General features: G+C 64.2%; 24 protein-coding genes. 12 read left to right on the top strand and 12 right to left on the bottom strand.

The window, feature by feature from the left end:
- Positions 1–57 precede the first annotated feature (57 nt).
- The 3 genes from glmM to FYJ91_RS01025 are packed head-to-tail and all read left to right on the top strand — an operon-like array spanning position 58 to position 3,001.
- Entirely contained in the window at positions 58–1,395 is a 1,338-nt protein-coding gene (gene glmM, locus FYJ91_RS01035; protein ID WP_149520429.1) for a phosphoglucosamine mutase, read from the top strand.
- Complete coding sequence (gene thiD, locus FYJ91_RS01030) at positions 1,392–2,147, top strand: bifunctional hydroxymethylpyrimidine kinase/phosphomethylpyrimidine kinase (protein ID WP_149520428.1); 756 nt, start codon at positions 1,392–1,394, stop codon at positions 2,145–2,147. The genes glmM and thiD overlap by 4 nt, the downstream gene beginning before the upstream one ends.
- Before the next feature lie 26 nt (positions 2,148–2,173).
- Positions 2,174–3,001: a hypothetical protein gene (locus tag FYJ91_RS01025; RefSeq protein WP_219822545.1), complete on the top strand. Its 828-nt coding sequence runs from the start codon at positions 2,174–2,176 to the stop codon at positions 2,999–3,001.
- Here FYJ91_RS01025 and FYJ91_RS01020 read toward each other — a convergent pair.
- The 6 genes from FYJ91_RS01020 to glmU all read right to left on the bottom strand — a co-directional run bounded on the left by FYJ91_RS01020 (position 2,998) and on the right by glmU (position 7,901).
- Positions 2,998–3,429, bottom strand: coding sequence for a JAB domain-containing protein (locus FYJ91_RS01020; RefSeq protein ID WP_149520427.1), 432 nt, complete (start codon positions 3,427–3,429; stop codon positions 2,998–3,000). The genes FYJ91_RS01025 and FYJ91_RS01020 overlap by 4 nt on opposite strands.
- Before the next feature lie 95 nt (positions 3,430–3,524).
- The gene (gene glmS / locus FYJ91_RS01015; RefSeq protein ID WP_149520426.1) at positions 3,525–5,348 is read right to left on the bottom strand and encodes a glutamine--fructose-6-phosphate transaminase (isomerizing); all 1,824 of its coding nucleotides are present in this window, start codon (positions 5,346–5,348) and stop codon (positions 3,525–3,527) included.
- A 13-nt stretch (positions 5,349–5,361) separates the two neighbouring features.
- Positions 5,362–5,727, bottom strand: a complete 366-nt coding sequence (locus tag FYJ91_RS01010) for a type II toxin-antitoxin system VapC family toxin (protein ID WP_149520425.1) — start codon at positions 5,725–5,727, stop codon at positions 5,362–5,364.
- Positions 5,724–5,963, bottom strand: coding sequence for a ribbon-helix-helix domain-containing protein (locus FYJ91_RS01005; protein ID WP_149520424.1), 240 nt, complete (start codon positions 5,961–5,963; stop codon positions 5,724–5,726). The genes FYJ91_RS01010 and FYJ91_RS01005 overlap by 4 nt, the downstream gene beginning before the upstream one ends.
- A 41-nt stretch (positions 5,964–6,004) precedes the next feature.
- The gene (locus tag FYJ91_RS01000) at positions 6,005–6,439 is read right to left on the bottom strand and encodes a hemerythrin domain-containing protein (protein WP_149520423.1); all 435 of its coding nucleotides are present in this window, start codon (positions 6,437–6,439) and stop codon (positions 6,005–6,007) included.
- A 103-nt stretch (positions 6,440–6,542) separates the two neighbouring features.
- Positions 6,543–7,901, bottom strand: coding sequence for a bifunctional UDP-N-acetylglucosamine diphosphorylase/glucosamine-1-phosphate N-acetyltransferase GlmU (gene glmU / locus FYJ91_RS00995; RefSeq protein WP_149520422.1), 1,359 nt, complete (start codon positions 7,899–7,901; stop codon positions 6,543–6,545).
- Positions 7,902–7,945: 44 nt separating this feature from the next.
- Here glmU and FYJ91_RS00990 point away from each other — a divergent pair, with 44 nt between their 5' ends.
- Positions 7,946–8,614 carry an HAD-IA family hydrolase gene (locus FYJ91_RS00990; protein WP_149520421.1) on the top strand — a complete coding sequence of 223 codons (669 nt, stop codon included), beginning with the start codon at positions 7,946–7,948 and terminating at the stop codon, positions 8,612–8,614.
- Here the strand turns inward: FYJ91_RS00990 and FYJ91_RS00985 are convergent.
- From FYJ91_RS00985 to FYJ91_RS00970, 4 genes are read right to left on the bottom strand one after another with little or no spacing between them, the layout of a single operon-like run.
- The gene (locus tag FYJ91_RS00985) at positions 8,611–9,621 is read right to left on the bottom strand and encodes a nucleotidyltransferase domain-containing protein (protein ID WP_149520420.1); all 1,011 of its coding nucleotides are present in this window, start codon (positions 9,619–9,621) and stop codon (positions 8,611–8,613) included. The two genes, FYJ91_RS00990 and FYJ91_RS00985, sit on opposite strands and share 4 nt — an antisense overlap.
- Positions 9,618–10,487: an HprK-related kinase A gene (locus FYJ91_RS00980; protein ID WP_425473979.1), complete on the bottom strand. Its 870-nt coding sequence runs from the start codon at positions 10,485–10,487 to the stop codon at positions 9,618–9,620. The genes FYJ91_RS00985 and FYJ91_RS00980 overlap by 4 nt, the downstream gene beginning before the upstream one ends.
- Positions 10,484–10,768 carry an HPr-rel-A system PqqD family peptide chaperone gene (locus FYJ91_RS00975; RefSeq protein ID WP_149520418.1) on the bottom strand — a complete coding sequence of 95 codons (285 nt, stop codon included), beginning with the start codon at positions 10,766–10,768 and terminating at the stop codon, positions 10,484–10,486. The genes FYJ91_RS00980 and FYJ91_RS00975 overlap by 4 nt, the downstream gene beginning before the upstream one ends.
- 11 nt (positions 10,769–10,779) lie before the next feature.
- Complete coding sequence (locus FYJ91_RS00970; RefSeq protein WP_149520417.1) at positions 10,780–11,217, bottom strand: hypothetical protein; 438 nt, start codon at positions 11,215–11,217, stop codon at positions 10,780–10,782.
- 149 nt (positions 11,218–11,366) lie between these two features.
- On the opposite strand from FYJ91_RS00970, the gene FYJ91_RS00965 reads away from it, so the two are divergent.
- From FYJ91_RS00965 to phoB, 7 genes are all read left to right on the top strand, one after another.
- Positions 11,367–12,581, top strand: a complete 1,215-nt coding sequence (locus FYJ91_RS00965; protein ID WP_246152345.1) for an ATP-binding protein — start codon at positions 11,367–11,369, stop codon at positions 12,579–12,581.
- 102 nt (positions 12,582–12,683) lie between these two features.
- Entirely contained in the window at positions 12,684–13,715 is a 1,032-nt protein-coding gene (locus FYJ91_RS00960) for a substrate-binding domain-containing protein (protein WP_149520415.1), read from the top strand.
- Positions 13,712–15,091, top strand: coding sequence for a phosphate ABC transporter permease subunit PstC (pstC, locus tag FYJ91_RS00955; RefSeq protein ID WP_149520414.1), 1,380 nt, complete (start codon positions 13,712–13,714; stop codon positions 15,089–15,091). The genes FYJ91_RS00960 and pstC overlap by 4 nt, the downstream gene beginning before the upstream one ends.
- Complete coding sequence (pstA, locus tag FYJ91_RS00950; protein WP_149520413.1) at positions 15,084–16,355, top strand: phosphate ABC transporter permease PstA; 1,272 nt, start codon at positions 15,084–15,086, stop codon at positions 16,353–16,355. Before pstC ends, pstA begins: the two co-directional genes overlap by 8 nt.
- 65 nt (positions 16,356–16,420) lie before the next feature.
- On the top strand, positions 16,421–17,167 hold the full coding sequence (gene pstB / locus FYJ91_RS00945) for a phosphate ABC transporter ATP-binding protein PstB (protein ID WP_246152452.1): 747 nt from the start codon (positions 16,421–16,423) through the stop codon (positions 17,165–17,167).
- A gap of 13 nt (positions 17,168–17,180) precedes the next feature.
- Positions 17,181–17,888 carry a phosphate signaling complex protein PhoU gene (gene phoU / locus FYJ91_RS00940; protein ID WP_149520411.1) on the top strand — a complete coding sequence of 236 codons (708 nt, stop codon included), beginning with the start codon at positions 17,181–17,183 and terminating at the stop codon, positions 17,886–17,888.
- The gene (phoB, locus tag FYJ91_RS00935) at positions 17,885–18,583 is read left to right on the top strand and encodes a phosphate regulon transcriptional regulator PhoB (RefSeq protein ID WP_149520410.1); all 699 of its coding nucleotides are present in this window, start codon (positions 17,885–17,887) and stop codon (positions 18,581–18,583) included. The genes phoU and phoB overlap by 4 nt, the downstream gene beginning before the upstream one ends.
- On the opposite strand, the gene FYJ91_RS00930 is transcribed toward phoB, so the two are convergent.
- On the bottom strand, positions 18,580–19,719 hold the full coding sequence (locus FYJ91_RS00930; RefSeq protein ID WP_181008293.1) for an epoxide hydrolase family protein: 1,140 nt from the start codon (positions 19,717–19,719) through the stop codon (positions 18,580–18,582). The genes phoB and FYJ91_RS00930 overlap by 4 nt on opposite strands.
- A gap of 218 nt (positions 19,720–19,937) precedes the next feature.
- Between FYJ91_RS00930 and FYJ91_RS00925 the strand changes: the two genes are divergently transcribed.
- Positions 19,938–21,005, top strand: coding sequence for a hypothetical protein (locus FYJ91_RS00925; RefSeq protein ID WP_149520408.1), 1,068 nt, complete (start codon positions 19,938–19,940; stop codon positions 21,003–21,005).
- Between the two features lies 1 nt (position 21,006).
- Here FYJ91_RS00925 and FYJ91_RS00920 read toward each other — a convergent pair whose 3' ends face one another.
- Positions 21,007–21,915 (bottom strand): DMT family transporter, encoded by a 909-nt coding sequence (locus FYJ91_RS00920; RefSeq protein ID WP_149520407.1) that lies wholly within the window; start codon positions 21,913–21,915, stop codon positions 21,007–21,009.
- Positions 21,916–21,959: the final 44 nt, after the last annotated feature.

The raw sequence follows: 21,959 nt of genomic DNA, 5'->3' as shown, positions 1-21,959 counted from the left end.
GAGGCTCCGCCCTTTTCGGCGCATCTAGCGCCTCCAACCTCCGCTGGGGACGATTGCATGGCGCGCAAATATTTCGGCACCGACGGTATAAGGGGCCGGACCAACGAAACGCCGATGACCGCCGAGATCGCGATGAAAGTCGGGCAGGCGGCGGGAGCGCATTTCCTGCGCGGCGAGCATCGCCACCGCGTTGTGATCGGCAAGGATACCCGCCTGAGCGGCTATATGATGGAATCGGCGCTGATCGCGGGCTTCACCAGCGTCGGCATGGACGTGGTGATGGTCGGCCCGATGCCGACCCCCGCCGTCGCGCTGCTGACCCGCGCGATGCGCGCCGATCTGGGCGTGATGATCTCCGCCAGCCACAATCCTTTCGCCGACAACGGCATCAAGCTGTTCGGCCCCGACGGCTACAAATTGAGCGACGATGACGAGGCGGCGATCGAAGCCGCGCTCGATAAGCCCTCGAAGCTCGCCAAATCGGCCGACATTGGCCGGGCCCGCCGCGTCGAAGATGCGCGTGGTCGCTATGTGCATGCGATCAAGTCGAGCTTTCCCGAGCACCTGCGCCTCGACAGCCTTCGCATCGTCGTCGATTGCGCGAACGGAGCGGCCTATAATGTCGCGCCGATGACGCTGTGGGAGCTGGGCGCCGACGTCATCGCGATGGGCGTCGAACCCAACGGCACCAACATCAACGACAAATGCGGATCGACCGACCCCAAGGCGCTGCAGGACAAGGTGCGTGAGACCCGCGCCGATATCGGCATCGCACTCGATGGGGATGCCGACCGGCTGATCGTGGTCGACAATCTCGGCCGCATCGTCGACGGCGACCAGCTCATGGCGCTGATTGCTACCGGCGCGCTCAAGCGCGGTGAGCTCAAGGGCGGCGGGATCGTGGCGACGGTGATGTCGAACCTCGGCCTCGAACGCTATCTGAGCGGCCTTGGCCTCACGCTCCACCGCACGCAGGTCGGCGATCGTTATGTGGTCGAAGCGATGCGCTCCGAAGGCTTCAACATCGGCGGCGAGCAATCGGGCCACATCATCATGTCCGATCACGCGACAACCGGCGACGGAATGATCGCCGCGCTTCAGGTGCTGGCGCAGCTCGTGGAGAGTGGGAAGCCGTCGAGCCAGCTGCTCCATCTGTTCGATCCGCTGCCCCAATTGCTCAAGAATGTCCGCTTCGCGGGCGGCGAGCCGCTCAAGGACGACAAGGTCAAGGCCGCGATCGCCGATGCCGAAGCAAAGCTGGAAGGCAATGGCCGCCTCGTGATCCGCAAGTCGGGCACCGAACCGCTGATCCGCGTGATGGCGGAGGGCGAGGACAAGAAGCTCGTCGAGGCGATGGTCGACCAGATCTGCGAGGCGGTGCGTAAGGCGGCGTGAGCATTGCTCGTATCCTGATCATCGCTGGCTCGGATTCTGGCGGAGGGGCCGGCATCCAGGCTGACATCAAGACGGTGACGATGCTGGGCGGTCACGCGATGACCGCCATCACCGCGCTTACCGCGCAGAACACGCTCGGTGTCACGGGGGTGATGCCGGTACCCGCCGATTTTGTGCTGACGCAGATCGATGCGGTGGTCAGCGATATCGGCGTCGATGCGGTGAAGATCGGGATGATTGGATCGGCCGAGGTGGTGAACGCGGTCGCCGATCGGCTCGCGGCACTCGAAAATATACCGATCGTTTTCGATCCGGTGATGGTCGCGACGAGCGGCTCGCTGCTCGCTGACGAGGCGACGATCGCGGCGTTCGGGCGGCTGATGGATATTGCGACGGTGGTGACGCCCAATCTGCCCGAACTCGCCGTGCTGGGTGGATCGGCCGAGGCGCTCGCGGCACGGCATGGCTGCGCGGTGCTGGCCAAGGGCGGGCATGGCGAGGGTGCGGATCTGACCGATCGTCTCGTCATCGCCGATGGCGGCTCGACCGAGTGGACATCCGAGCGGATCGAGACGCGGCACACGCATGGCACCGGCTGCACGCTGGCCAGCGCGATCGCGACTGGGTTGGGGCAAGGGCTCAAGCTTTCCGAGGCTGTGGAGAAAGCGCGGGAGTTCGTCCGTGCCAGCCTGCTTGCAGCACCGGGTCTCGGAAATGGGCATGGACCGATGGGGCAGGGTCTGGTTCGATAGCTCCCATAAAATAATGGGAGAGCGACATGACGATGGACTCGCTGGAACTGCACCGCGCAATTGCCGAAGGACCGTATGAGGCCCAGATCGGATCGGCGCTGATCACGATGGTCGAGCCGCATGAAGGCTTCGACCGCGACTATAACCGCTGGTACGAGGACGATCATTTCATCTCGGGCGCGCTGGCGATGCCATGGATGTTCGCGGGCCGCCGTTTCGTCGCGCCGAAGCGCCTGCAGGGGATGCGCGCGCCAGACAATTCGCCGATCGCGAACCCGCTGGCCTTAGGCAAATATATCTCGCTCTACTGGATCATAGAGGGGCGGCAGAACGATCAGGCGGCGCACAGCACCGCGATCAACCGGCGCCTGCGCGCCGACGATCGCATCCTGCTGAAGCGCGATCATATCTACACGTCGTTCCAGACCTATCGTGGCGCGGTCTATCGCGACGATGCGGTGGTGCGCGACATCCACATCCTCAACTATCCGTTCGGCGGGCATGTGCTCGAAGTGATCGATGCGGTCGATGGCCAGCGCGAGGCGCTGATCGACTGGCTCAAGGCGGATTATATCCCGTCGCGACTGAAGGGCAGCGACATGGCCGTCGCGACGATCTTCACGCCGATCCCGCTGCCCGCCGACAAGATGCCCGATGTCGCCGACATTCCCGGTATCGAGGATCGCGTAACGATCCTGTGGTTCAGCGACCATGAGCCCGAGCGATCCTTCGACGCTTTGTTCGGCATGGCCGAAGTGGATTTGGTGGCGTCGGGCAAGGGCAAGCTCGCCTTCGTCGCGCCGTTCGTCCCGACCTTCCACGGCACCGATCGCTACGTCGACGAACTTCGCTAAAGCAGCCCGCTTTCGGCAAAGCTGTAGCTGTGGTCACCAGCCAGGATCATGTGATCGAGCAGGCGGATGTCGAGTGCGCGGGCGATGTCCGCAAGCTTCTTGGTCGCGAGCTGATCTGCCCTACTCGGCGATGGGTCTCCGCTCGGATGGTTGTGCGCGATGACGATCATCGACGATCCGAGTTCGAGCGCCTCGCCGATGATGCGGCGGATCGGCAGTTCGACTTCGCCTTCGTGCTCGCTGCCCATGACGGACCGTCCGAGAAGATGTCGATCGGAATCCAGATGGAATATATGAATGGTTTCGAAGGCGGAGCGCGCGAAGCTTTTATCGAGAATGTCGCGAATATCTTCGGGTGACTGCAATCGTTTTCGATCGGCCCCAGTCAATATCAGATGATGTGAAGATACACCGTGCACATGGCACATGTGCAACTTGGCTAAGCTGTCAGAATATCACGCTTGGTCCGTTATGGACCAAGCGTGATATCTCAATCGCTTATATTGATCCGATGTGGATATACCTATTCCACCGTGACGGATTTCGCCAAATTCCGCGGTTGATCGACGTCGGTGCCCTTCAGAACGGCCACGTGATAGGCAAGTAATTGCACCGGGATCGCATAGACGATCGGCGCGATCAGCGGGTGGACTTTGGGCATGGTGATCGTCGCCATGCAGCCGTCCCCGGCAGCCTGGATTCCGTCATAGTCCGAGATCAGAACGACCTTGCCACCGCGCGCCTGAACTTCCTGCATGTTCGACACGGTCTTGTCGAAGAGCGGGCCTGAAGGCGCGATGACGATCACGGGCACATTCTCGTCGATCAGTGCGATCGGACCGTGTTTCATCTCACCCGCCGCATAACCTTCGGCATGGATATAGCTGATTTCCTTGAGTTTCAGTGCGCCTTCAAGCGCGAGCGGATAGTCGGTGCCACGGCCGAGATAGAGCACGTCGCGCGCCGGGGCGATCAGATGCGCCATCGCCTCGATCGCCTCGTCATAGGCCAGCGCGCCGTTGATCGCGGCAGGCGCTTCGGACAGGTGCCGGACGACTTCCTTTTCCTCGCGCGGATCGAGACGGCCCTTGGCGCGGGCGAGATTGGCGGCGAGTGCGGCGAGAACCGCGAGCTGGCAGGTGAACGCCTTGGTCGATGCGACGCCGATTTCGGGGCCGGCATGGGTGGGGAGCAGCAGATCGGCTTCGCGCGCCATGGTCGAGGTGGGCACGTTCACCACGACCGCGATCTTCTGCCCCTCCGAACGGGCGTGCCGGAGAGCCGCGAGCGTGTCCGCGGTTTCGCCCGACTGGCTGATGAAGAGAGCCAGGCCGCCATCTTCCATCACCGGCTGCCGATATCGAAATTCCGATGCGACATCGATGTCGACGGGGACGCGCGCGAACTGTTCGAACCAATATTTGGCGACCATTCCGGCGTAATAGCTGGTTCCGCACGCGACGATCGTCACGCGGCGGATGGCGCTCAGATCGAAGTCGGGCGTCGGCAACGACACCTGATCGTCGAGCCGGCGGACGTAGGATTTGAGCGTCTGCGCCACCACGATCGGCTGCTCGTAAATCTCCTTGAGCATGAAGTGGCGGTGATTGCCCTTGTCGATCGTGAGGCTAGACACGCCCGAATTGACGATCGGGCGTTCGACCGGCTGATCGTCCTTGTCGTAGATCTGCGTGCCGGCGCGGGTGATGACCACCCAGTCGCCTTCGTCGAGATAGGCGATCTTCTGCGTCAGTGGAGCGAGCGCCAGCGCGTCCGATCCGAGATAGGTCTCATTCTCGCCATAGCCGACGACCAGCGGCGAGCCGAGGCGCGCGCCGATCAGCAGATCGGGATGCTGGCGGAACAGGATGGCGAGCGCGAAGGCGCCGTGGAGGCGCTTCAAATTGGTGCGGACAGCCTCGACCGGCTCCATCCCCGCCTCGACATCGGCTGAGATCAGATGGGCGACGACTTCGGTGTCGGTCTGGCTCGTGAAGGTGCGGCCCTTGGCGATCAGTTCGTCGCGCAGCGGCTTGAAATTCTCGATGATGCCATTGTGGACCAAAGCGACTTCGCCGGTGGCGTGCGGATGGGCATTGTCCTGCGTCGGGGCGCCATGGGTGGCCCAGCGAGTGTGGGCGATGCCGATGATGCCGGGCAGCGGTTCGCCGTCGAGCTTCCTCGCGAGATTGTCGAGCTTGCCCTCCGCGCGCCGGCGATCGAGCTGGTCATCGTGGATCGTGCAGATGCCCGCCGAATCATAGCCGCGATATTCGAGCCGCCGCAGCCCGTCGAGCAGCCGGCCCGATACGTCCTGATTGCCGAGAATGCCGATGATTCCGCACATGGGTTTTGCTCTCTCAGAGTGTGTAGGGGATGCGGATGCCCGGCATGCTGGCCGGGAAATCCTTCGTATTGCGCGTGACGAGGATGGCGCCGTGAACCTGCGACGTCGCGAGGATCATGGCATCGAGCAGTTTCATGTGCGTGCGACGGCGGATGTCCGCCGCCGCGACCGCAGTTCGCTGATCCAGTTCGACGACTTCGAACGGCTGCAGCAGGATGCGTACCTCATCGCGCGTGGCGGCGGGCTCGCCGGCCAGCACTTCGGTCCACACGATACGGCTGATCCTGTGTCGAGGATATCGGCCGAGTTCCGCGACCGCCGGTGAGCGATCCAGAAGCCAGTCGATCAGAATGTTGGTATCGAAGAAAGGATCGCTCACTTACCAGAGCCATCATTGCGATCCGTGCGCATCGCGCGCTGATATTCGATCGCGTCGCCGATATCGGTACGATGCTTCCAATAACCCGCGCCGCGCGCAATCCAGTCCTTGCTCGATTCCGCGCGATATGCGGACACGGCTTCGCGCACTATCGCAGCGCGGGACTGACCGGTTTCAGCCGCCTTGTGATCGAGCCAGCGAATATCGTCCTCGGGAAGATCAACCAGCGTCCGCATATCAAGGCGATATCATCATGTGATATCGCCTGCAATGGCGCTCAGGCGGCGGCGCGCAACCGGATGTGGTTCTTCTGCAGCGCCATTGGATAAAGAAGGTCGTTCTCGGCCTTTATCCGCGCGCGCAGTCGCTCCAACATCTCGACGGTTTCGCCGACGAAACCGGCCCAGTCGGCGGCCACGCATTCGTTATCCCAGAGATGGAGATAGTCTTTCCAGTCCGCCGCGAGCGCCGCGAAGCAGCTGTGGAACTCGCGGACGCGTGCGGGATAGCAATCCTGTTCCGCATCGCCGAGCAGGCGATCGTAGAGAAAGCCGTCTTCCTTGCTCAGATGATCGTCGAGCGTCACCGACAGATCGGCGCGGATCGCGAGCGCGCTTATGGGATCCGGTTCACCGGCCACGACGTCCAGCAGTTCCAGCGCCAATTTGTCCAGGCGGTCATGTTCGATCATCAGCGTATGGAAATCATGCATTGCTCGGCTCCCGTGGGGGAGGCCAGAGCTATGACGAACATCGTTACCGACAGGTTGGCGCTTACTGATCCAAATCAGTCGGACGCTAGACCTTGGTCGAAACTCAGCGCTTTTCCGCCTTTTTCGCCGCCATCTTCTCGCGGAAGGTCGCAGCCCAGCCGGCGCGGGCCTCCTGCTTGCCGCGCGCTATCGCAAGCGCATCGGAATTGACGTTGCAGGTCACGACCGATCCCGCACCGACGATCGCGCCGTCGCCGATCGTGACCGGCGCCACGAGCGCGCTGTTCGATCCGATGAAGGCGCCCGCGCCGATCGTGGTCTTGTATTTCAGGAAGCCGTCATAGTTGCAGGTGATCGTGCCTGCGCCGATATTCGCCTTCGCGCCCACATCGGCATCGCCGATATAGCTGAGGTGATTGGCCTTGGCGCCCGGCCCGAGCCTGGCCTTCTTGATCTCGACGAAATTCCCAACCTTGGCATTCTCACCGATGTCGGCGCCGGGACGGAGGCGGGCGTAAGGGCCGATTTCCGCGCCTTTCGCGACGATCGCCCCTTCGATATGGCTGAACGCGTGGATCGTGACGCCATCGCCGATCGACACATTCGGTCCGAAGACGATATTCGGTTCCAGAACGACATCGCGACCGATCTTCGTGTCAAATGCGAACCACACTGTTTCGGGCGCGATCAAGGTCGCGCCGTCGGCCATTGCCGCGCGCCGGCGCCGGCCCTGCCATTCGGCTTCGACGCCGGCGAGCTCGGCGCGGCTGTTGACGCCGGCGACCTCCCACGGTTCGGCTTCGATCACTGCCGAGGCGCGGCCCGCTTGCCTCGCGATCATCACGATGTCGGGGAGATAATATTCGCCCGCGGCATTGTCGTTGCCGACCTTGGCGAGCAGCGGCCACAGGTCGGCGCCGCGCACCGCCATCAGCCCCGAATTGCACAGATCGACAGCGCGTTCGTCGGGCGTGGCATCCTTATACTCGACCATCTTCACGATCGTGCCGTCGGCGCCGGCAAGGATGCGGCCATAAGCGAGCGCATCGTGTGGGCGGAAGCCCAGCACGACGGCGACCGGCGCATCGGGGGCGTTTAGCCGGTCTAGCATCGCCTGCATCGTTTCGGGGCGGACGAGCGGCACATCGCCATAGAGGATCAGCACGTCGCCATCGAAGCCCCCGAGAGCGGTTTCGCCCTGCTGGACGGCGTGGGCGGTGCCAAGCTGGGGCTCCTGCGTCGCAACCGCCACACCGCGCGGCGCGACATAAGCCTCGACCTGTTCGCGGCCTGCACCCGTCACCACCACCTTGCGCTCCGCACCCAGCGCGTCGACACTGGCGAGCAGGTGGCCGAGCATCGGCTGACCGGCAATCGGGTGAAGCACCTTGTGGAGATCGGACTTCATCCGCGTGCCCTTTCCGGCGGCGAGGATGAGGGCGGCGAAGGGACGAGTCTGCATGTGCGTCACTTGCCATGCAGTCGCGGCGCGGCCAAGGGGCGGACATGGCCGATTTTCCCTTCGACGTCGTCGCTTTCGATCTCGACGGCACGCTCGCCGATACCGCCCCGGACCTCACGGGCGCGCTCAATCACGCGCTGGGCGAGCTTGGCCGGCCACCGGTCCCGACGGCAAGCGTGCGCAGCATGATCGGTCATGGCGCCCGCGCGCTGCTGGAAAAGGGACTTGGCGCGACCGGCGGGGCCACCGAGGAACTGGTCGAGCGTGGTTTTCCGATCTTCATCGATCATTATGTCGCGCATATCGCCGACGGGACGCAGATCTTCGCGGGTCTCGAAGCCGCGCTCGATGCGCTGGCAGCCCGCGGCGTGAAACTCGCGGTCTGCACCAACAAGGCTGAAGGGTTGGCGCGCGCCTTGGTCGATGCGCTGGGCTGGGAGCGGCGGTTCGATGCTCTGGTCGGGGGCGACACGCTGCCGACCAAGAAGCCCGAACCTGCGATGCTGTTCGAAGCAATCGCGCGATGCGGCGGTGGGCGGGCGGCCTATGTCGGCGATTCGATCACCGACACCGATACCGGCCGGAATGCGGGAATACCGACGATCGCGGTGACGTTCGGCTTCTCGGATCGCGCACCCGAGCTTCTCGGTGCCAGCGCGCTGATCGATCATTACGACGCGCTTATTCCGACGCTGGAGCGCCTGGGCGGCTAGCTTCGCGCCTTGATCCAGAGGTGCCGCGCCAGCATCAGCGGCGGCATCCGCATCCAGTGCGACCGGATATAGAAAGCGAGACGGGTCGCGCGGTTCGTCTGCCGGCCCCATCCATCGCGCGATAGCAGCCGACGGACGAACAGCGCGTCGCTGGCGCGCGTGTGTCCGGCCACTGCATGATCGACTGGCGTCTCGTAAAGCTGATGCGTCAGGCGCAGCGTGCGCGCCACTGGCTCCCGCATCTGATGTACGCCTGACCGCTCAGCGAGCATCGGCCAGAAATTCGCCTGCCGCGAAAAGTCGCGCACGAGTCGGTCGATGTCCCACAGGTTGCGCAGGCCCCCCGCCATGTCACCATCGGCGATCAGGTGGCACGCGGCGTGGACGATCATGTCGGCAGGGGAGAGCGTGGCGAGGCCCGGCGCGATGTCCACCGCATCGGCCACGAGCGCCGGCGCATCGGGTGTCGGGCGCGCGGTCAACGGCAGGATCGTATGGTGGACATCGATCATCGTGCCGCGCTCGGCATGGATCAGCGGCGGCAGTTCGTGCATCCAGCGGCGATAATAGGCCTGGGTGTAGGGATCGTCCTTCGCCCACTCATATCCGCCGACGAGCAACGCCGCTTCCGCTTTGTTCAGCTGATCGGCCGGCAGCAGAATATCGAGATCGCCCACCATGCGGCCTTCTCCGGCCGCGAGTCCGGCTACCACGAACGCACTGCCTTTGAGCAGGATCGGCCGGATCCCGAGCGGGGCGAGCAGGCGGCGCGTCAGCTCGACCTCCCACCGCGCCTGAACATGATCGAACGCCGCTTGAACGCGCGCCGCCTCCAGCGCCTCCATCACCGAAACAGGCAGATCGCGTTCCTTCAACCGTACCGCGAGGCTCCCGATCAGCCGCTCGGCGCGTGCGATCGAAAGGAGCGCGGTCCAGTCGTCGGGCATGATGTGGTCGACCGATGCGGGGTCGGTCAGCGCGCGGACGAGGGGGAGGGCATCCCTCATATCCCGAGTTCCGCGGCGAACTGCTCGACGATCGCCATTCCGCCCGCGCTATCGGGATAAGCGAAGCGCACGCCGGGTACGGTGGTTGCCAGGCGCGCCATCGTCTCGAACCCACGCTCGCCAAGCGCGGCATAGTTGGTAGAGCCTTGCGTCAGCAACGCGAACAATTCCGCCTGTCCCATACCCTCGGCCTGCGACGCATGGCCAAATGTGGGGAAGAGGACCAATGCCGGCATCGCACGCTCGTCCATTCGAGCAATGGCGTCGGGGGCGGGGCGGAGGTGGCGCAGATCGCCCTTGGGCGTGGCGCGCAGCAGCGGACCGAAGCGATCTCGATCGGCCACCACGCGCTCCAGCTCGGCGATCGCCGCATTCTTGAGACTGATCGCGCGGGGAAAGGCACGGACAAGACCGGTGCCCGGTTCGATCAGCACGAACTCGTCGCTCAACAGCCGCCATCCATGCTCACCCAGCAGCGCCGACAAGGTCGACTTGCCCGATCCGGATTCGCCGGTGAGGATGATGACGCGGCCGTTGCGCTCGACGGCGCCGGCATGGAGCAGCAGGTGCCGCCGCTCGCCCAGCGCGATCTGCAGGTTCATCGCCATCTCGATCGCGAGCAGCCCGTGGTCCAGCGTCATGGGCACCGCATCGGGCAGTTCGAAATCCCCCCGGATCGCGACCTGTGGCCGCAAATGTCTGCGCCAGGGCTTTTCCGGTTCGATGCGCGCGGTGAGCGTGGCGAGCCCTTCGTCGGGCGCGGGATATCCGGCATATAATCTTCGGAGCGCGTCGATCGGTCTTCGCCACGCCGATCCGACCCGATAGCCGACCGGCCCCACCCGCAGATCCAAGCGATACATCAGTCGCGCCAGACCAGACCGGCGGCTTCGAGTTCGTCGAGCCGATGGCCGACGACGGCATGAGCCTCTTCATCCTGAGCAACGCCGAGCCGCGCGCACAGCCGGGTGGTCAGGCCTTGGATCGTGTCGGGCTGCTCACCCAGCAAGATCAGCATGTCGGGCAGCGGATCGGCTAACAGATGCGTCTCGCCGGATGCTCGATGAAACAGCAGCCGCATATCCGCCGTCGTGACCACAGGGTGGGCGACGTACGATTCTGCATGATATCGGGAGTTCTGGGCCATCAGCCCCTGGATCAGCGCGGCGTCATCACCGAAGCATAACAGGTATAGCCCTGCTTACCGACGGTCAGCTTCTTGATGTAATTGTTATAGGCGTTGGTTTGCTGCGAGCTGTAGCCCGAATAGGTCGTGCCGTATTTGAGCGAGTTTTTCACATCCTCGCCCTTCAACGGATTTGAAGGCGGGGCGTAGCTGTTGGCCGTTCCCGATTTGACGAGCGTCCCGTCATTCTTGACCCACTTGCCCGCATTCGCGCTGTCGGGAATCGGAATCTGGCATTTGAGCGCGGAGACCGCGGCCTGGGCCAGGCCAGCATTGGGTCGCACCGTCGCAATCGCAGCGCCGCCGAGCGCGGTCAGGCGCAGGAGATTGCGACGCGACGTATGGAGATTTCCGGCCTCGTCGGCGCCGCTTGCGACCTCCGTCTGCTCCGTTTCGTCCCGCTCGGCCATGTTCAATCCCCGCAAAGCCACTGCGGCTGTCCTTACCGCGAAAGCATCAATGAGGCGAGGGGGGCTGGTCGATGTCACAATTGTTTCTCATAACAGTTCCAGCCTAGTCGATTATGACAGGGCAGCAGGACGATTTGGAGAAACGGCCGTTGGGCGAGAGGCGCACGCTGGCGGTCGCGGCAATTTTTACGGCTACGGCGGTCGTCGCTTGGCTGCTCGATGCACCGATAGGCTCGGCGGTCGGGGCGGGGCTGGCGGCAGGCACCCTGTTATGGCTTGCGACGATTCCGGAACTCGATTCTCCCCGGCCACGGCCCGTCGAACCGGCTGCGCCACCGTCCGATCTGGAAACCCCGTCGTTGCGGGCAGCCGAGCTGATCGCGGCCATCGACGATCCGATGATGATCATCGATGGCCAGCGGATCGCCTTTGCGAACACGGCCGCGGAGGCCATCTTCGGCGAGGAGCGGCTGAAGGGCGATTTCCGTCTCGCGCTGCGCCATCCGGCGGCGGCCGACATGCTCGCCTCGCCATTCACCGATCCGCCGTCGAGCCCCATCGAACTGGTGGGTATCGGCGCGCCCGACAAAAGATGGCTGATGTCGGTCCACAAGCTGCCGGACGGCGTGCGCCTCGTTCGCCTGCGCGACCGCACCGACACCTGGGCTGCGGAGCGGATGCGCGTCGACTTCGTCGCCAATGCGAGCCACGAACTGCGCACCCCGCTCGCCACGTTGCTTGGTTTCATCGAGACACTGAGCGATGCGAGCGCGGGCGCGGACGAAGCGATACGGCAGCGTTTCCTGGGCATCATGCTGGCAGAGGCCAAACGCATGCAGCAGTTGGTCGACGATCTGATGTCGCTGTCGCGGATCGAGGCCGATCGTTTTTCGACGCCCCAGACGCCGATCGCGCTCGCGCCGGTCATCGAGGAAGTGGCGAATGTTATCCGATCGGGCCAGCGGGACGAGGGAGGGCGAATCGCCCTCGACATCGGTGACGTCGCTGATGTGCGCGCCGATCGCGTTCAGATCGCCCAATTGCTCCACAATCTGATCGGCAATGCGATTAAATATGGCCGCCCCGGCACCCCGATCCGGGTCGCGCTTGAGCCGGTCAACGGCAAGGTGCGCCTGCAGGTTACCGATCAGGGAGAGGGCATCGCCCCGGAACATCTTCCACGCCTCACCGAGCGCTTTTACCGGGTCGATGCGGGGCGCAGTCGCGCTGTCGGTGGGACCGGGCTCGGCCTCGCCATCGTAAAGCATATCGTCGAGCGGCATCGGGCGACCTTCGGTATCACCAGCAAGCTCGGCGAAGGCACCGTGGTGACTGTAACATTTCCCCCCGCCAATCCAACTTAGTGTAATGCTCCCGTCACATGTGGTCAGCATAGGCGGCTGCGGGGAGTTCGCGGGGGCCGATACGCGACTCAGGATTTGATCTGCGATCGGCGGAGGTTTTCGATGCGTTTGGTTAGGGGTCTGGTGCTGGCGTCGGCCCTGCTCCTTGCCGGTTGTGGGCAGGATGCATCCCGTCAGCAGATCCGCATCGTCGGTTCGTCGACAGTCTATCCCTTCTCGACCGCAGTGGCCGAACGCTTCGCGCGCAAGAACCCGAAATTCAAGGCGCCTATCGTCGAATCGACCGGCACCGGCGCGGGCATGAAGCTGTTCTGCTCTGGCGTCGGTGCGGCTTATCCCGACATCGAGGACGCATCGCGCCGGATCAAGAAATCCGAGATGGAAGGATGCACGAAAGCCGGCGTCCGTGATCTCATCGAACTCCAGATTGGCATCGACGGCATCATGCTTGCCGAAAGCCGGGCGGGGTCGGCGATCGCTCTGACCCCGGCACAGGTTTACCAGGCGCTCGCGGCCCAGCCTTATGGCAAGCCGCAGACGGCGCGCACGTGGAAGGATGTCGATCCTTCGCTGCCTGACACCGCGATCCAGGTCTATGGCCCGCCGCCCACCAGCGGCACGCGCGACGCCTTTGCCGAGCTTATCCTCGACGCCGGCTGCAAGGCCGATCCGGCTACCAAGGCGCTCAGCAAGACCGACCCTGATACCTTCAAGGCGATCTGCACCAAGATCCGCGAGGACGGTGCCTATGTCGAAGCGGGCGAGAACGACAATCTGATCGTTCAGAAGCTGGGTGCCAATCCAGATGCCATCGGCATCTTCGGCTACAGCTTCCTCGAGGAGAATGCCGATCGCGTGCGCGGTATCCCGCTCAACGGCGTGCATCCGACCTACGATACGATCGCCGACTACAGCTATCCGGGCGCACGCCCATTGTTCATCTACGTCAAGGCGGCGCATCTGCGCGCCGTGCCGGGCCTTGCCGAGTTCGTCGCGGAATATGCTTCCGCGTGGAACAAGGAAGGCTATTTGTCGCGCCGTGGCCTGATCGCCGCGCCGGCCGATGTGCAGGCGAAGAACGCCGCGATCGCCAAGGCGCTGACGATCCTCGATCCGAAGACATTGACCGAATGACCTTTTCCGTTGCTCTCCTCCTGATCCTCGCGTTGGGCGTGGTCGCCTGGCTCACGGCGCGTGGCAAGGCCGCCGCGTTCGCGACCAGCGCGCGATCGCACAGCCGCCCCGGTCATCATGGCTGGTATGTGGCGTTATGGGCTGGCGTGCCCGCCCTGATCTTCCTCATCGCCTGGTCCGCCACTGTGCCGGGCCTGGTCGCCAGCGAGACGCTGTCCGCGCCCGCCGCCGTGCAATTGCCGGCCGACCCCATGGAACGGTCGGCAGTGATGGCGGAGGTGCGCGGGATCGCCTCTGGTGAGCTGGCGGGCGGGTTCCATCCGGTGTCGGAACAGCTGGCTCCGATCTATCGTTCGGCGACGACGCGCTTTGGTTGGATCGGCTTCGGTATCGCTGCACTGCTCGCGCTGGGTGGCGGCGCTTATGCGTGGTTCCGCCTGACGCCGAGCTTCCGGGCGCGCACCGCGGTCGAGCGGGTGGTGATGATCGCGCTGATTGCGGCGTCGCTGATCGCGATCATCACGACGATCGGCATCGTTTTCTCGCTGCTGTTCGAATCGCTGCGCTTCTTCGCCAAGGTTTCGCCGATCGAATTCCTGTTCGGCACCACCTGGAGCCCGCAGACGGCCATCCGTGCCGACCAGGTCGGCTCTTCGGGCGCATTCGGCGCGGTGCCTTTGTTCTGGGGCACGATCTTCATCGGCGCGATTATCGCGATGATTGTCGCGATCCCATTGGGCCTGATGAGCGCGATCTACCTGACCCAATATGCGCCCCCAACCGCGCGTAAATGGCTCAAGCCTATCCTCGAGATGCTCGCGGGCGTGCCGACGGTGGTCTATGGCTATTTCGCTGCGCTGACGGTGGCGCCCGCGCTGCGCAGCTTCGCGGCGACCGTCGGCATCCCCGGCGCTTCTTCGGAGAGCGCACTCGCGGCGGGCCTCGTCATGGGCATCATGATCATCCCCTTCGTTTCCTCGATGGCCGACGATTCGATCGCCGCCGTGCCGCAGTCGATGCGCGACGGCAGCCTTGCGATGGGCGCGACGACATCCGAGACGATCCGTAAGGTGCTGGTGCCTGCCGCACTTCCCGGCGTGGTCGGCGGCGTCCTGCTGGCTGTCAGCCGCGCGATCGGCGAGACGATGATCGTCGTGATGGCGGCGGGACTTGCCGCCAATCTCACCGCAAATCCGTTCGCCAGCGTCACCACGGTCACCACCCAGATCGTGCAACTGCTGACGGGCGATCAGGAGTTCGACAGCGCCAAGACGCTCGCCGCCTTCGCGCTGGGGCTCGTACTGTTCCTGGTCACCCTGCTGCTCAACATCGTCGCGCTCGGCGTGGTGAAGAAATATCGTGAGGCTTATGACTGATCCGGTCGCCACTCCCCAGGTGCCGGAGCGCCGCCCGACCGACTGGAAGGGCAAGGTGATGCAGCGTCGCATCGCCAATCGCTACGCCGCCGAACGCCGCTTTCACGCGATGGGGCTCGGCGCGGTGCTGCTGTCGGTGGGCTTTCTCGCCTTTCTGCTGGTCACGATGATCGGCAATGGCGCGAGCGGCTTCCGCCGGACCGAGATCCTCGTCCCGGTCGACTTCGCACATGCTGCGATCCGCCTCGATCCCGCCAGCTTCCGTGGCCCGGGCCGCGAGGCCGCTCTTGCCGCCGCGGATTTCGAAGGCGTCCTGTTCGAATCGGCGCAGGCGCGATTTGGTGGCGGGGTCTTCAAGATCCTGTCGGAAGGCGCCTGGCTCACCGTGCGCAACAAGGTCGCTGATAATCCGGACATCCTGAAGGGGAAGGCCGATATCTGGGTGCCCGCGTCGAGCGCGATCGATCGCGCCGCCAAAAGCGGAACGCCCGACCCCGAACTCGATCGCGTCCGCAAGATCACCGACGTCCGCACCAGCTTCGACGTGAGCTTCCTGGTCGGCGCGGATTCGACCGATCCGACGATGGTGGGCGTGTGGGGCGCGTTCAAGGGATCGCTGCTGACAATGCTCGTCACGCTGGCGCTCGCTTTTCCGGTCGGTGTGCTCTCGGCGCTCTACCTTGAGGAATATGCTCCCCGGAACCGCTGGACCGACCTGATCGAGGTGTCGATCAACAATCTGGCGGCGGTGCCGTCGATCATCTTCGGTTTGCTCGGCCTCGCTGTATTCCTCAATGTCATGAGCCTGCCGCGCTCGGCCCCGATCGTCGGCGGTCTGACGCTGGCGCTGATGACGATGCCCGTCATCGTCATCGCCGGCCGCAATGCGATCAAGGCGGTGCCGCCGTCGATCCGCGACGCCGCGCTCGGCATCGGGGCGAGCCGGGTTCAGGTGGTGTTCCATCACGTCCTGCCGCTGGCGTTGCCCGGTATCCTGACCGGCACGATCATCGGCATGGCCCGCGCGCTCGGCGAAACCGCGCCGCTGCTGATGATCGGCATGCGCGCCTTCGTCTCGGCACCCCCGGGTGGCCTGACCGACCCCGCGACGGTGCTGCCGGTCCAGATTTTCCTGTGGTCCGACGAAGTCAGCAAGGGCTTCGTCGAAAAGACGTCGGCCGCGATCATCGTGCTGCTCGTCTTCCTGATGACGATGAACGGTCTCGCCATCTATCTTCGTAATCGCTTTGAAAGGCGCTGGTGATGAACGCCCAGAATTTCGCGGACGCCGCGACCGACAGCACGGCGGGAACCGAACGTGACATCAAGATGGTCGCGCGCGATGTGAACGTTTATTACGGCCCGAAGCAGGCAATCAAAGGCGTCTCGATCGAGATTCCGACCGACGAGGTCACGGCCTTCATCGGTCCGTCGGGTTGCGGCAAATCGACGTTCCTGCGCACGCTCAATCGGATGAACGACACGGTGTCTGGCGCCCGCGTGGAAGGCGATATCCGCCTCGATGGCGAGAATATCTACGATTCGTCGATGGATGTCGTGCAGCTGCGCGCGCGGGTCGGTATGGTGTTTCAGAAGCCGAACCCGTTCCCCAAGTCGATCTTCGAGAACGTCGCTTATGGCACCCGCATTCATGGCCTCGCCTCCTCACGCGGCGAGATGGAGCAGATCGTCGAACAGTCGCTGAAGCGTGCGGGCCTGTGGGACGAGGTCAAGGATCGGCTCAACGACAGCGGCACCGCCTTGTCGGGCGGTCAGCAGCAGCGCCTGTGCATCGCCCGCGCGATCGCCGTCGATCCCGAGGTCATCCTGATGGACGAGCCCTGCTCGGCGCTCGATCCGATCGCGACCGCCAAGATCGAGGAACTGATCCACGAACTGCGCGGCCGCTATGCGATCGCGATCGTGACCCACAACATGCAGCAGGCGGCCCGCGTTTCGCAGCGTACCGCCTTTTTCCACCTCGGGCACCTCGTCGAATATGGCGACACGTCCGAGATGTTCACCAACCCGCGCGAACAGCGCACCAAAGACTACATTACCGGCCGCTACGGCTGAGGAGAGAGACGGAATGGTGACGACCACGGGACATACCGTCAAAGCATTCGACGAGGATCTGAGCGAGCTGCGCGGCCTCGTCTCCGAGATGGGCGGCCGTGCCGAGGCCGCGATCATCGATGCGTTGGCCGCGCTCCAGCATCGCGATCTCGACAGCGCCGCGCGCGTTGTGGAGGGTGATCGCAAGATCGACGAACTGGAGGCGGAGATCGAGCGCCGCGTCGTCCGCCTGATCGCGCTGCGTGCGCCGATGGCCGACGATCTGCGCGACATTCTTGCGGCGCTCAAGATCGCGGCGGTCGTCGAGCGGATGGGCGACTATGCGAAGAACATCGCCAAGCGCGTGCCCGTTCTGCAGGATGCGCGCGGCATGGAACCGATGTCGGTGCTGCCGTCGATGGGGCGCGTCACCGCATCGATGGTCCGCGACGTGCTCGACGCGTTCGTCACCCGCGATGCCCAGGCTGCGCTGGCGGTGGTGGAGCGTGATCGCGAAGTCGACGATTTCTACAACAGCCTCTTCCGGACGCTCCTGACCTACATGATGGAGAATCCGCACAACATCACCGCGTCGACCCATCTGCTGTTCATCGCGAAGAATCTCGAGCGGATCGGCGATCACGCCACCAACGTGGCCGAGATGGTTTATTTCGCGGCGACCGGCCAGACGATGGCGGAGCGGACCAAGGGCGAAGATCCACTGGCGGGGGACGCGAAATGAGCAGGGGGCATGTTCTGCTTGTCGAGGACGATGCGGCGCTCGCCGAACTCGTCCGCTGGCATCTCGAACGCGAGAATTTCGAGGTTGAGCATACGGTAGACGGCGAAGAAGCATTGCTTCTCGCCCGTGAGAGCCCGCCGGATCTGGTGCTGCTCGACTGGATGGTCGAGGGGCTTTCAGGGATCGAGGTGTGTCGCCGCCTGCGCCGCGTCGCCGACACCGCGAACGTGCCGATCATCATGCTGACGGCGCGCGGCGAGGAAGAGGATCGCGTGCGCGGTCTCGAAACCGGCGCCGACGATTATGTGACGAAGCCTTTTTCACCGCGCGAACTGGTGGCGCGCGTCGGCGCGGTGCTGCGCCGCGTGCGACCGGCGCTGGCGGGCGAACAGCTTGCCTATGCCGATATTGAGATGGACACCGCCGCGCACAAGGTTCGCCGTGGTGGCGCACCTGTCGCATTGGGGCCGACCGAGTTCCGGCTGCTCAAGCACTTCCTGGAGCATCCCGGCCGCGTCTTTTCGCGCGAGCGACTGCTGGATTCGGTGTGGGGTCGTGACAGCGACATCGAGCCGCGCACGGTGGACGTCCACATCCGCCGACTGCGCAAGGCGATCAACATCGGCGATGCGGCCGACATCATCCGCACCGTTCGTTCGGCCGGCTACGCGCTGGATTCGGAAGGTGCGGCCTAGTCGAACCTGCCGTCGGTGACGTCGCGGCAGAAGGCGAGCAGGTCAGAACAGAAGAGTTCGGGCTGTTCGAACGCCGCGAAGTGGCCGCCGGCGGGCACGTCGGTCCAGCGGACAATATTGGTGTAGGTCTTTTCGAGGAAGCTCCTCGGAAAGCTGGCGATCTCGCCGGGAAAGCGCAGGAAGGCGGTCGGCACGTCGATGATGCTGTCGGCGGGGCGCTGTTCGTCGATCCGCAGGCCGCGATAGCTGTTCATCGATGATGGCAGGCTGCCGGTGAGCAGGAAGATCATCACCGTCGTCGCCAGCGCGTCCTTGTCATAGACCGACCACAAATCATCGATTCCGCGCTTGTAGCGCGCGAAGATCCATGCCGCCGCGCCCAACGGGCTGTCGGTGAACGCGTAAGCCAGGTTGAACGGGCGGGTCGCGGCGAGGTGCGAATAGCCCCCGTCATCGTCGCGCAAGTGGTTCCAGCGCGTCACCGCCTCAGCTTCCTCTTGTGTCTCGGGCTTCTGTCCGGCCTGAAACCAGCCGTTATAATTGAGGTGGAGCGCCCGCACCGCAGGCGACCGCCACGCGATCCAGCTCGAGATCACCGACCCGACATCGCCGCCCTGTGGGATATAGGAGTCGAGGCCGAGCCCTTCGGTCATCAGCCGGTCGAACTGGCGCGCGAACGTTGGCGGGCCGATGATCCGGCGTGGCATCGGCGAGAAGCCGTAACCGGGTAGCGAGGGGATGACGAGGTGCAGCGCATCTTCGGCGCGGCCGCCATGTCGCTCGGGATGGGTCAGCCGGTCGATCACGCCGATGAAGTCGGCATGGGTACTGGGCCAGCCGTGGCTGAGCAGCACGGTTGGCGCATCGTCGCGATCGGATCTCGCGTGGATGAAGTGGATTTCCTGGCCGTCCACGGCCGCCATATATTGCGGAAAGGCGTTGAGCTTCGCTTCTTCCGCGCGCCAGTCATAATGGTTCACGATATGGTCGACGAAGTCGCGCAGGTCGGTGTTGTCGACACCATGCCGCCACGGTTCCTCATCGGGCAGCGTCGGCCAGCGCGCATCGGCAAGACGTCCAAGCACCCATTGCAGCCGATCGTCCGGAATCGCGATCGTGAAAGGCTCGATCCGCATCCATTTTCTCCCGCTTCTGTTTTGGCGGAGGATGACGAGGGGATGACTGGCGAGCAATCTCTCCTTCGTCAGTGCGAGCGAAGCGAAGCAATCCATTCCGCAGTTTCGAAGTGGGTTGCCGCGTCGCCTTCGGCTCCTTGCAATGACGGGTGTTGTGTATTGCTGATATAATACGGCAATGCTATAAGCCGGACATTGGGCAATCGGAGAAATGCCGCATGTATAGCGAGAGCGATATCGACGGAGCGGTCGACGCCGGCGCCTTGAGCGCGCAGGCTGCGGCGGATTTCCGCGGATGGGTGGCGCGTGAGCGCGCGACCCCGGCCGCCGATGAGGAGAGCTTTCGCCTCCTTACCGGCTTCAACGACATTTTCGTGTCGATCGCGGCATCGTTGCTGCTCGTCGCGATGGGCTGGATCGGCCATTCGATCCGCATCGGCGCGACGAGCGAGCATGGCCCGACCCCGGCAATGGGCTTCCTGATCGCGGCCACGGCGTGGGGACTTGCTGAATATTTCACCCGCACCCGTCGCATGGCTTTGCCCAGCATCATCCTGCTGGTGGCTTTTGCCGGCGGCCTGTTGCTCGGCTTCGGCACCATGCTGATCCCCAGCGAGGTCGAACTCGCACAGGATCGCATGTCGGCCGTGATGCTCGCGCTGTCTGGCGCGCTCACAGCCGGGGGCGTCTGGCTGCATTGGCGGCGGTTCCGCGTGCCGATCACCATCGCGGTCGGCGTCGCGACCTTGAGCGCGGTGGTCATCGGCCTGCTACTCGCCGCAGTCCCCCAGCTTTCCGATCATGTCACCGCGATCATCTTCGTATGTGGCGTTGGCGTGTTCGCGCTGGCGATGTGGTGGGACATGAGCGACACGCGCCGGCAGACGCGCCGCGCCGACGTTGCCTTCTGGCTGCACCTGTTGGCAGCGCCGATGATCGTCCATCCGGTCTTCGCGATGATGGGGTTGCTCCACGGCGCCGAAACGACGCCGGGGCAGGGGGGCGTCGTGGTCGCGCTCTACCTCGTACTCGGGTTCGTCGCGCTGGCGATCGATCGCCGCGCACTGATGGTCTCCGCGCTCGCCTATGTCCTCTTTGCGCTGTCGAGCTTGTTTCAACAGGCTGGCGCGGTCGACATGGCATTCGGCTTCACCGCCCTGATCATCGGATCGGCGCTGCTGCTGCTCTCGGCCTTCTGGCAGGTGGCGCGGCGCTTCGTGGTAGGGCTTCTGCCAGGCGGTGTGGCGGTGCGGCTGCCCGCACCGGAACGTCTGGCGACGGCGTAACCTATTCGAGCGGCGGTGTGGCGGCGATCGTCAACCGCCGCTTCCGGCTTTCGCGCCAGGCAGTGTAGAGCCCGGCGCACACGATCAGCCCGGCGCCGACCAACGTATTGGTGCCGGGCGCGGTCGACCAGAGCAGCCAGCCCAACAGGCTCGCCCAGATGATCTGCCCATAATCGAACGGCGAGACGACCGAGACGGGCGCGGCCTTCAGCGACATCGTCATCAGGATCTGCGCGAAGGCGCCCGCGACCCCGGATATCGCCAGGACGCCATAGGTTTCGAGCGAATGAACGCTTCCGAAGAAGGGCAGCATCGATCCGCTCACGATTGCCGACGCGACGAAGAACCAGAAGACGATCGTGCCGGGCTCCTCGGTGCTGCCAATCTGGCGGATCGTCACCGTTACGCCGGCCGTGCCGATCGCACCCAGCAGTGCCGCCGCGATGCCGACGTGCGACAGCACCTCTCCGCCGCCTGGTCGCACCACGATCGCGACGCCGATAAAGCCCAGGGCGACTGCGCTCCACCTGTGCCCGCCGACATGCTCCTTCAGGACCAGTGCCGAGAGGATCGTGGCAAAGATCGGCGCGGAAAAGCCGATTGTCGTCACGTCGGCCAGCGGCAGCATGATCAGCGCCTGAAAGTTCATCAGGATGCCCGACATGCCGATCATCGATCGGATCAGATGCGCCTTGGGCCGCTTCGTGCGGATGATGCCGATGCCCGGGCCGAGAAGCAGCCAGGCGACGACCACGGGCAGGCCGATCGCCGAACGGAAGAAGAGCATCTCGATCGCGGACACGTGGTCCGCGCTCGCCCATTTCATCGCGGCGCTCATGATCGCGAAGCATACGACCGCGCCACAACGCAGCATGATGCCGCGCAGATTATGGCTATGCTCGTTGCTCATCGGGATAGGATGCCGCGCCGGAATAATCAGGTGCGCACCCCTTG

This window comes from Sphingomonas montanisoli (assembly GCF_008274695.1).
In the GTDB taxonomy this organism is placed as follows: domain Bacteria; phylum Pseudomonadota; class Alphaproteobacteria; order Sphingomonadales; family Sphingomonadaceae; genus Rhizorhabdus; species Rhizorhabdus montanisoli.
The sequence above is the reverse complement of the archived record's forward strand: the minus strand, read 5'-3'. Positions and strand labels throughout refer to the sequence as shown.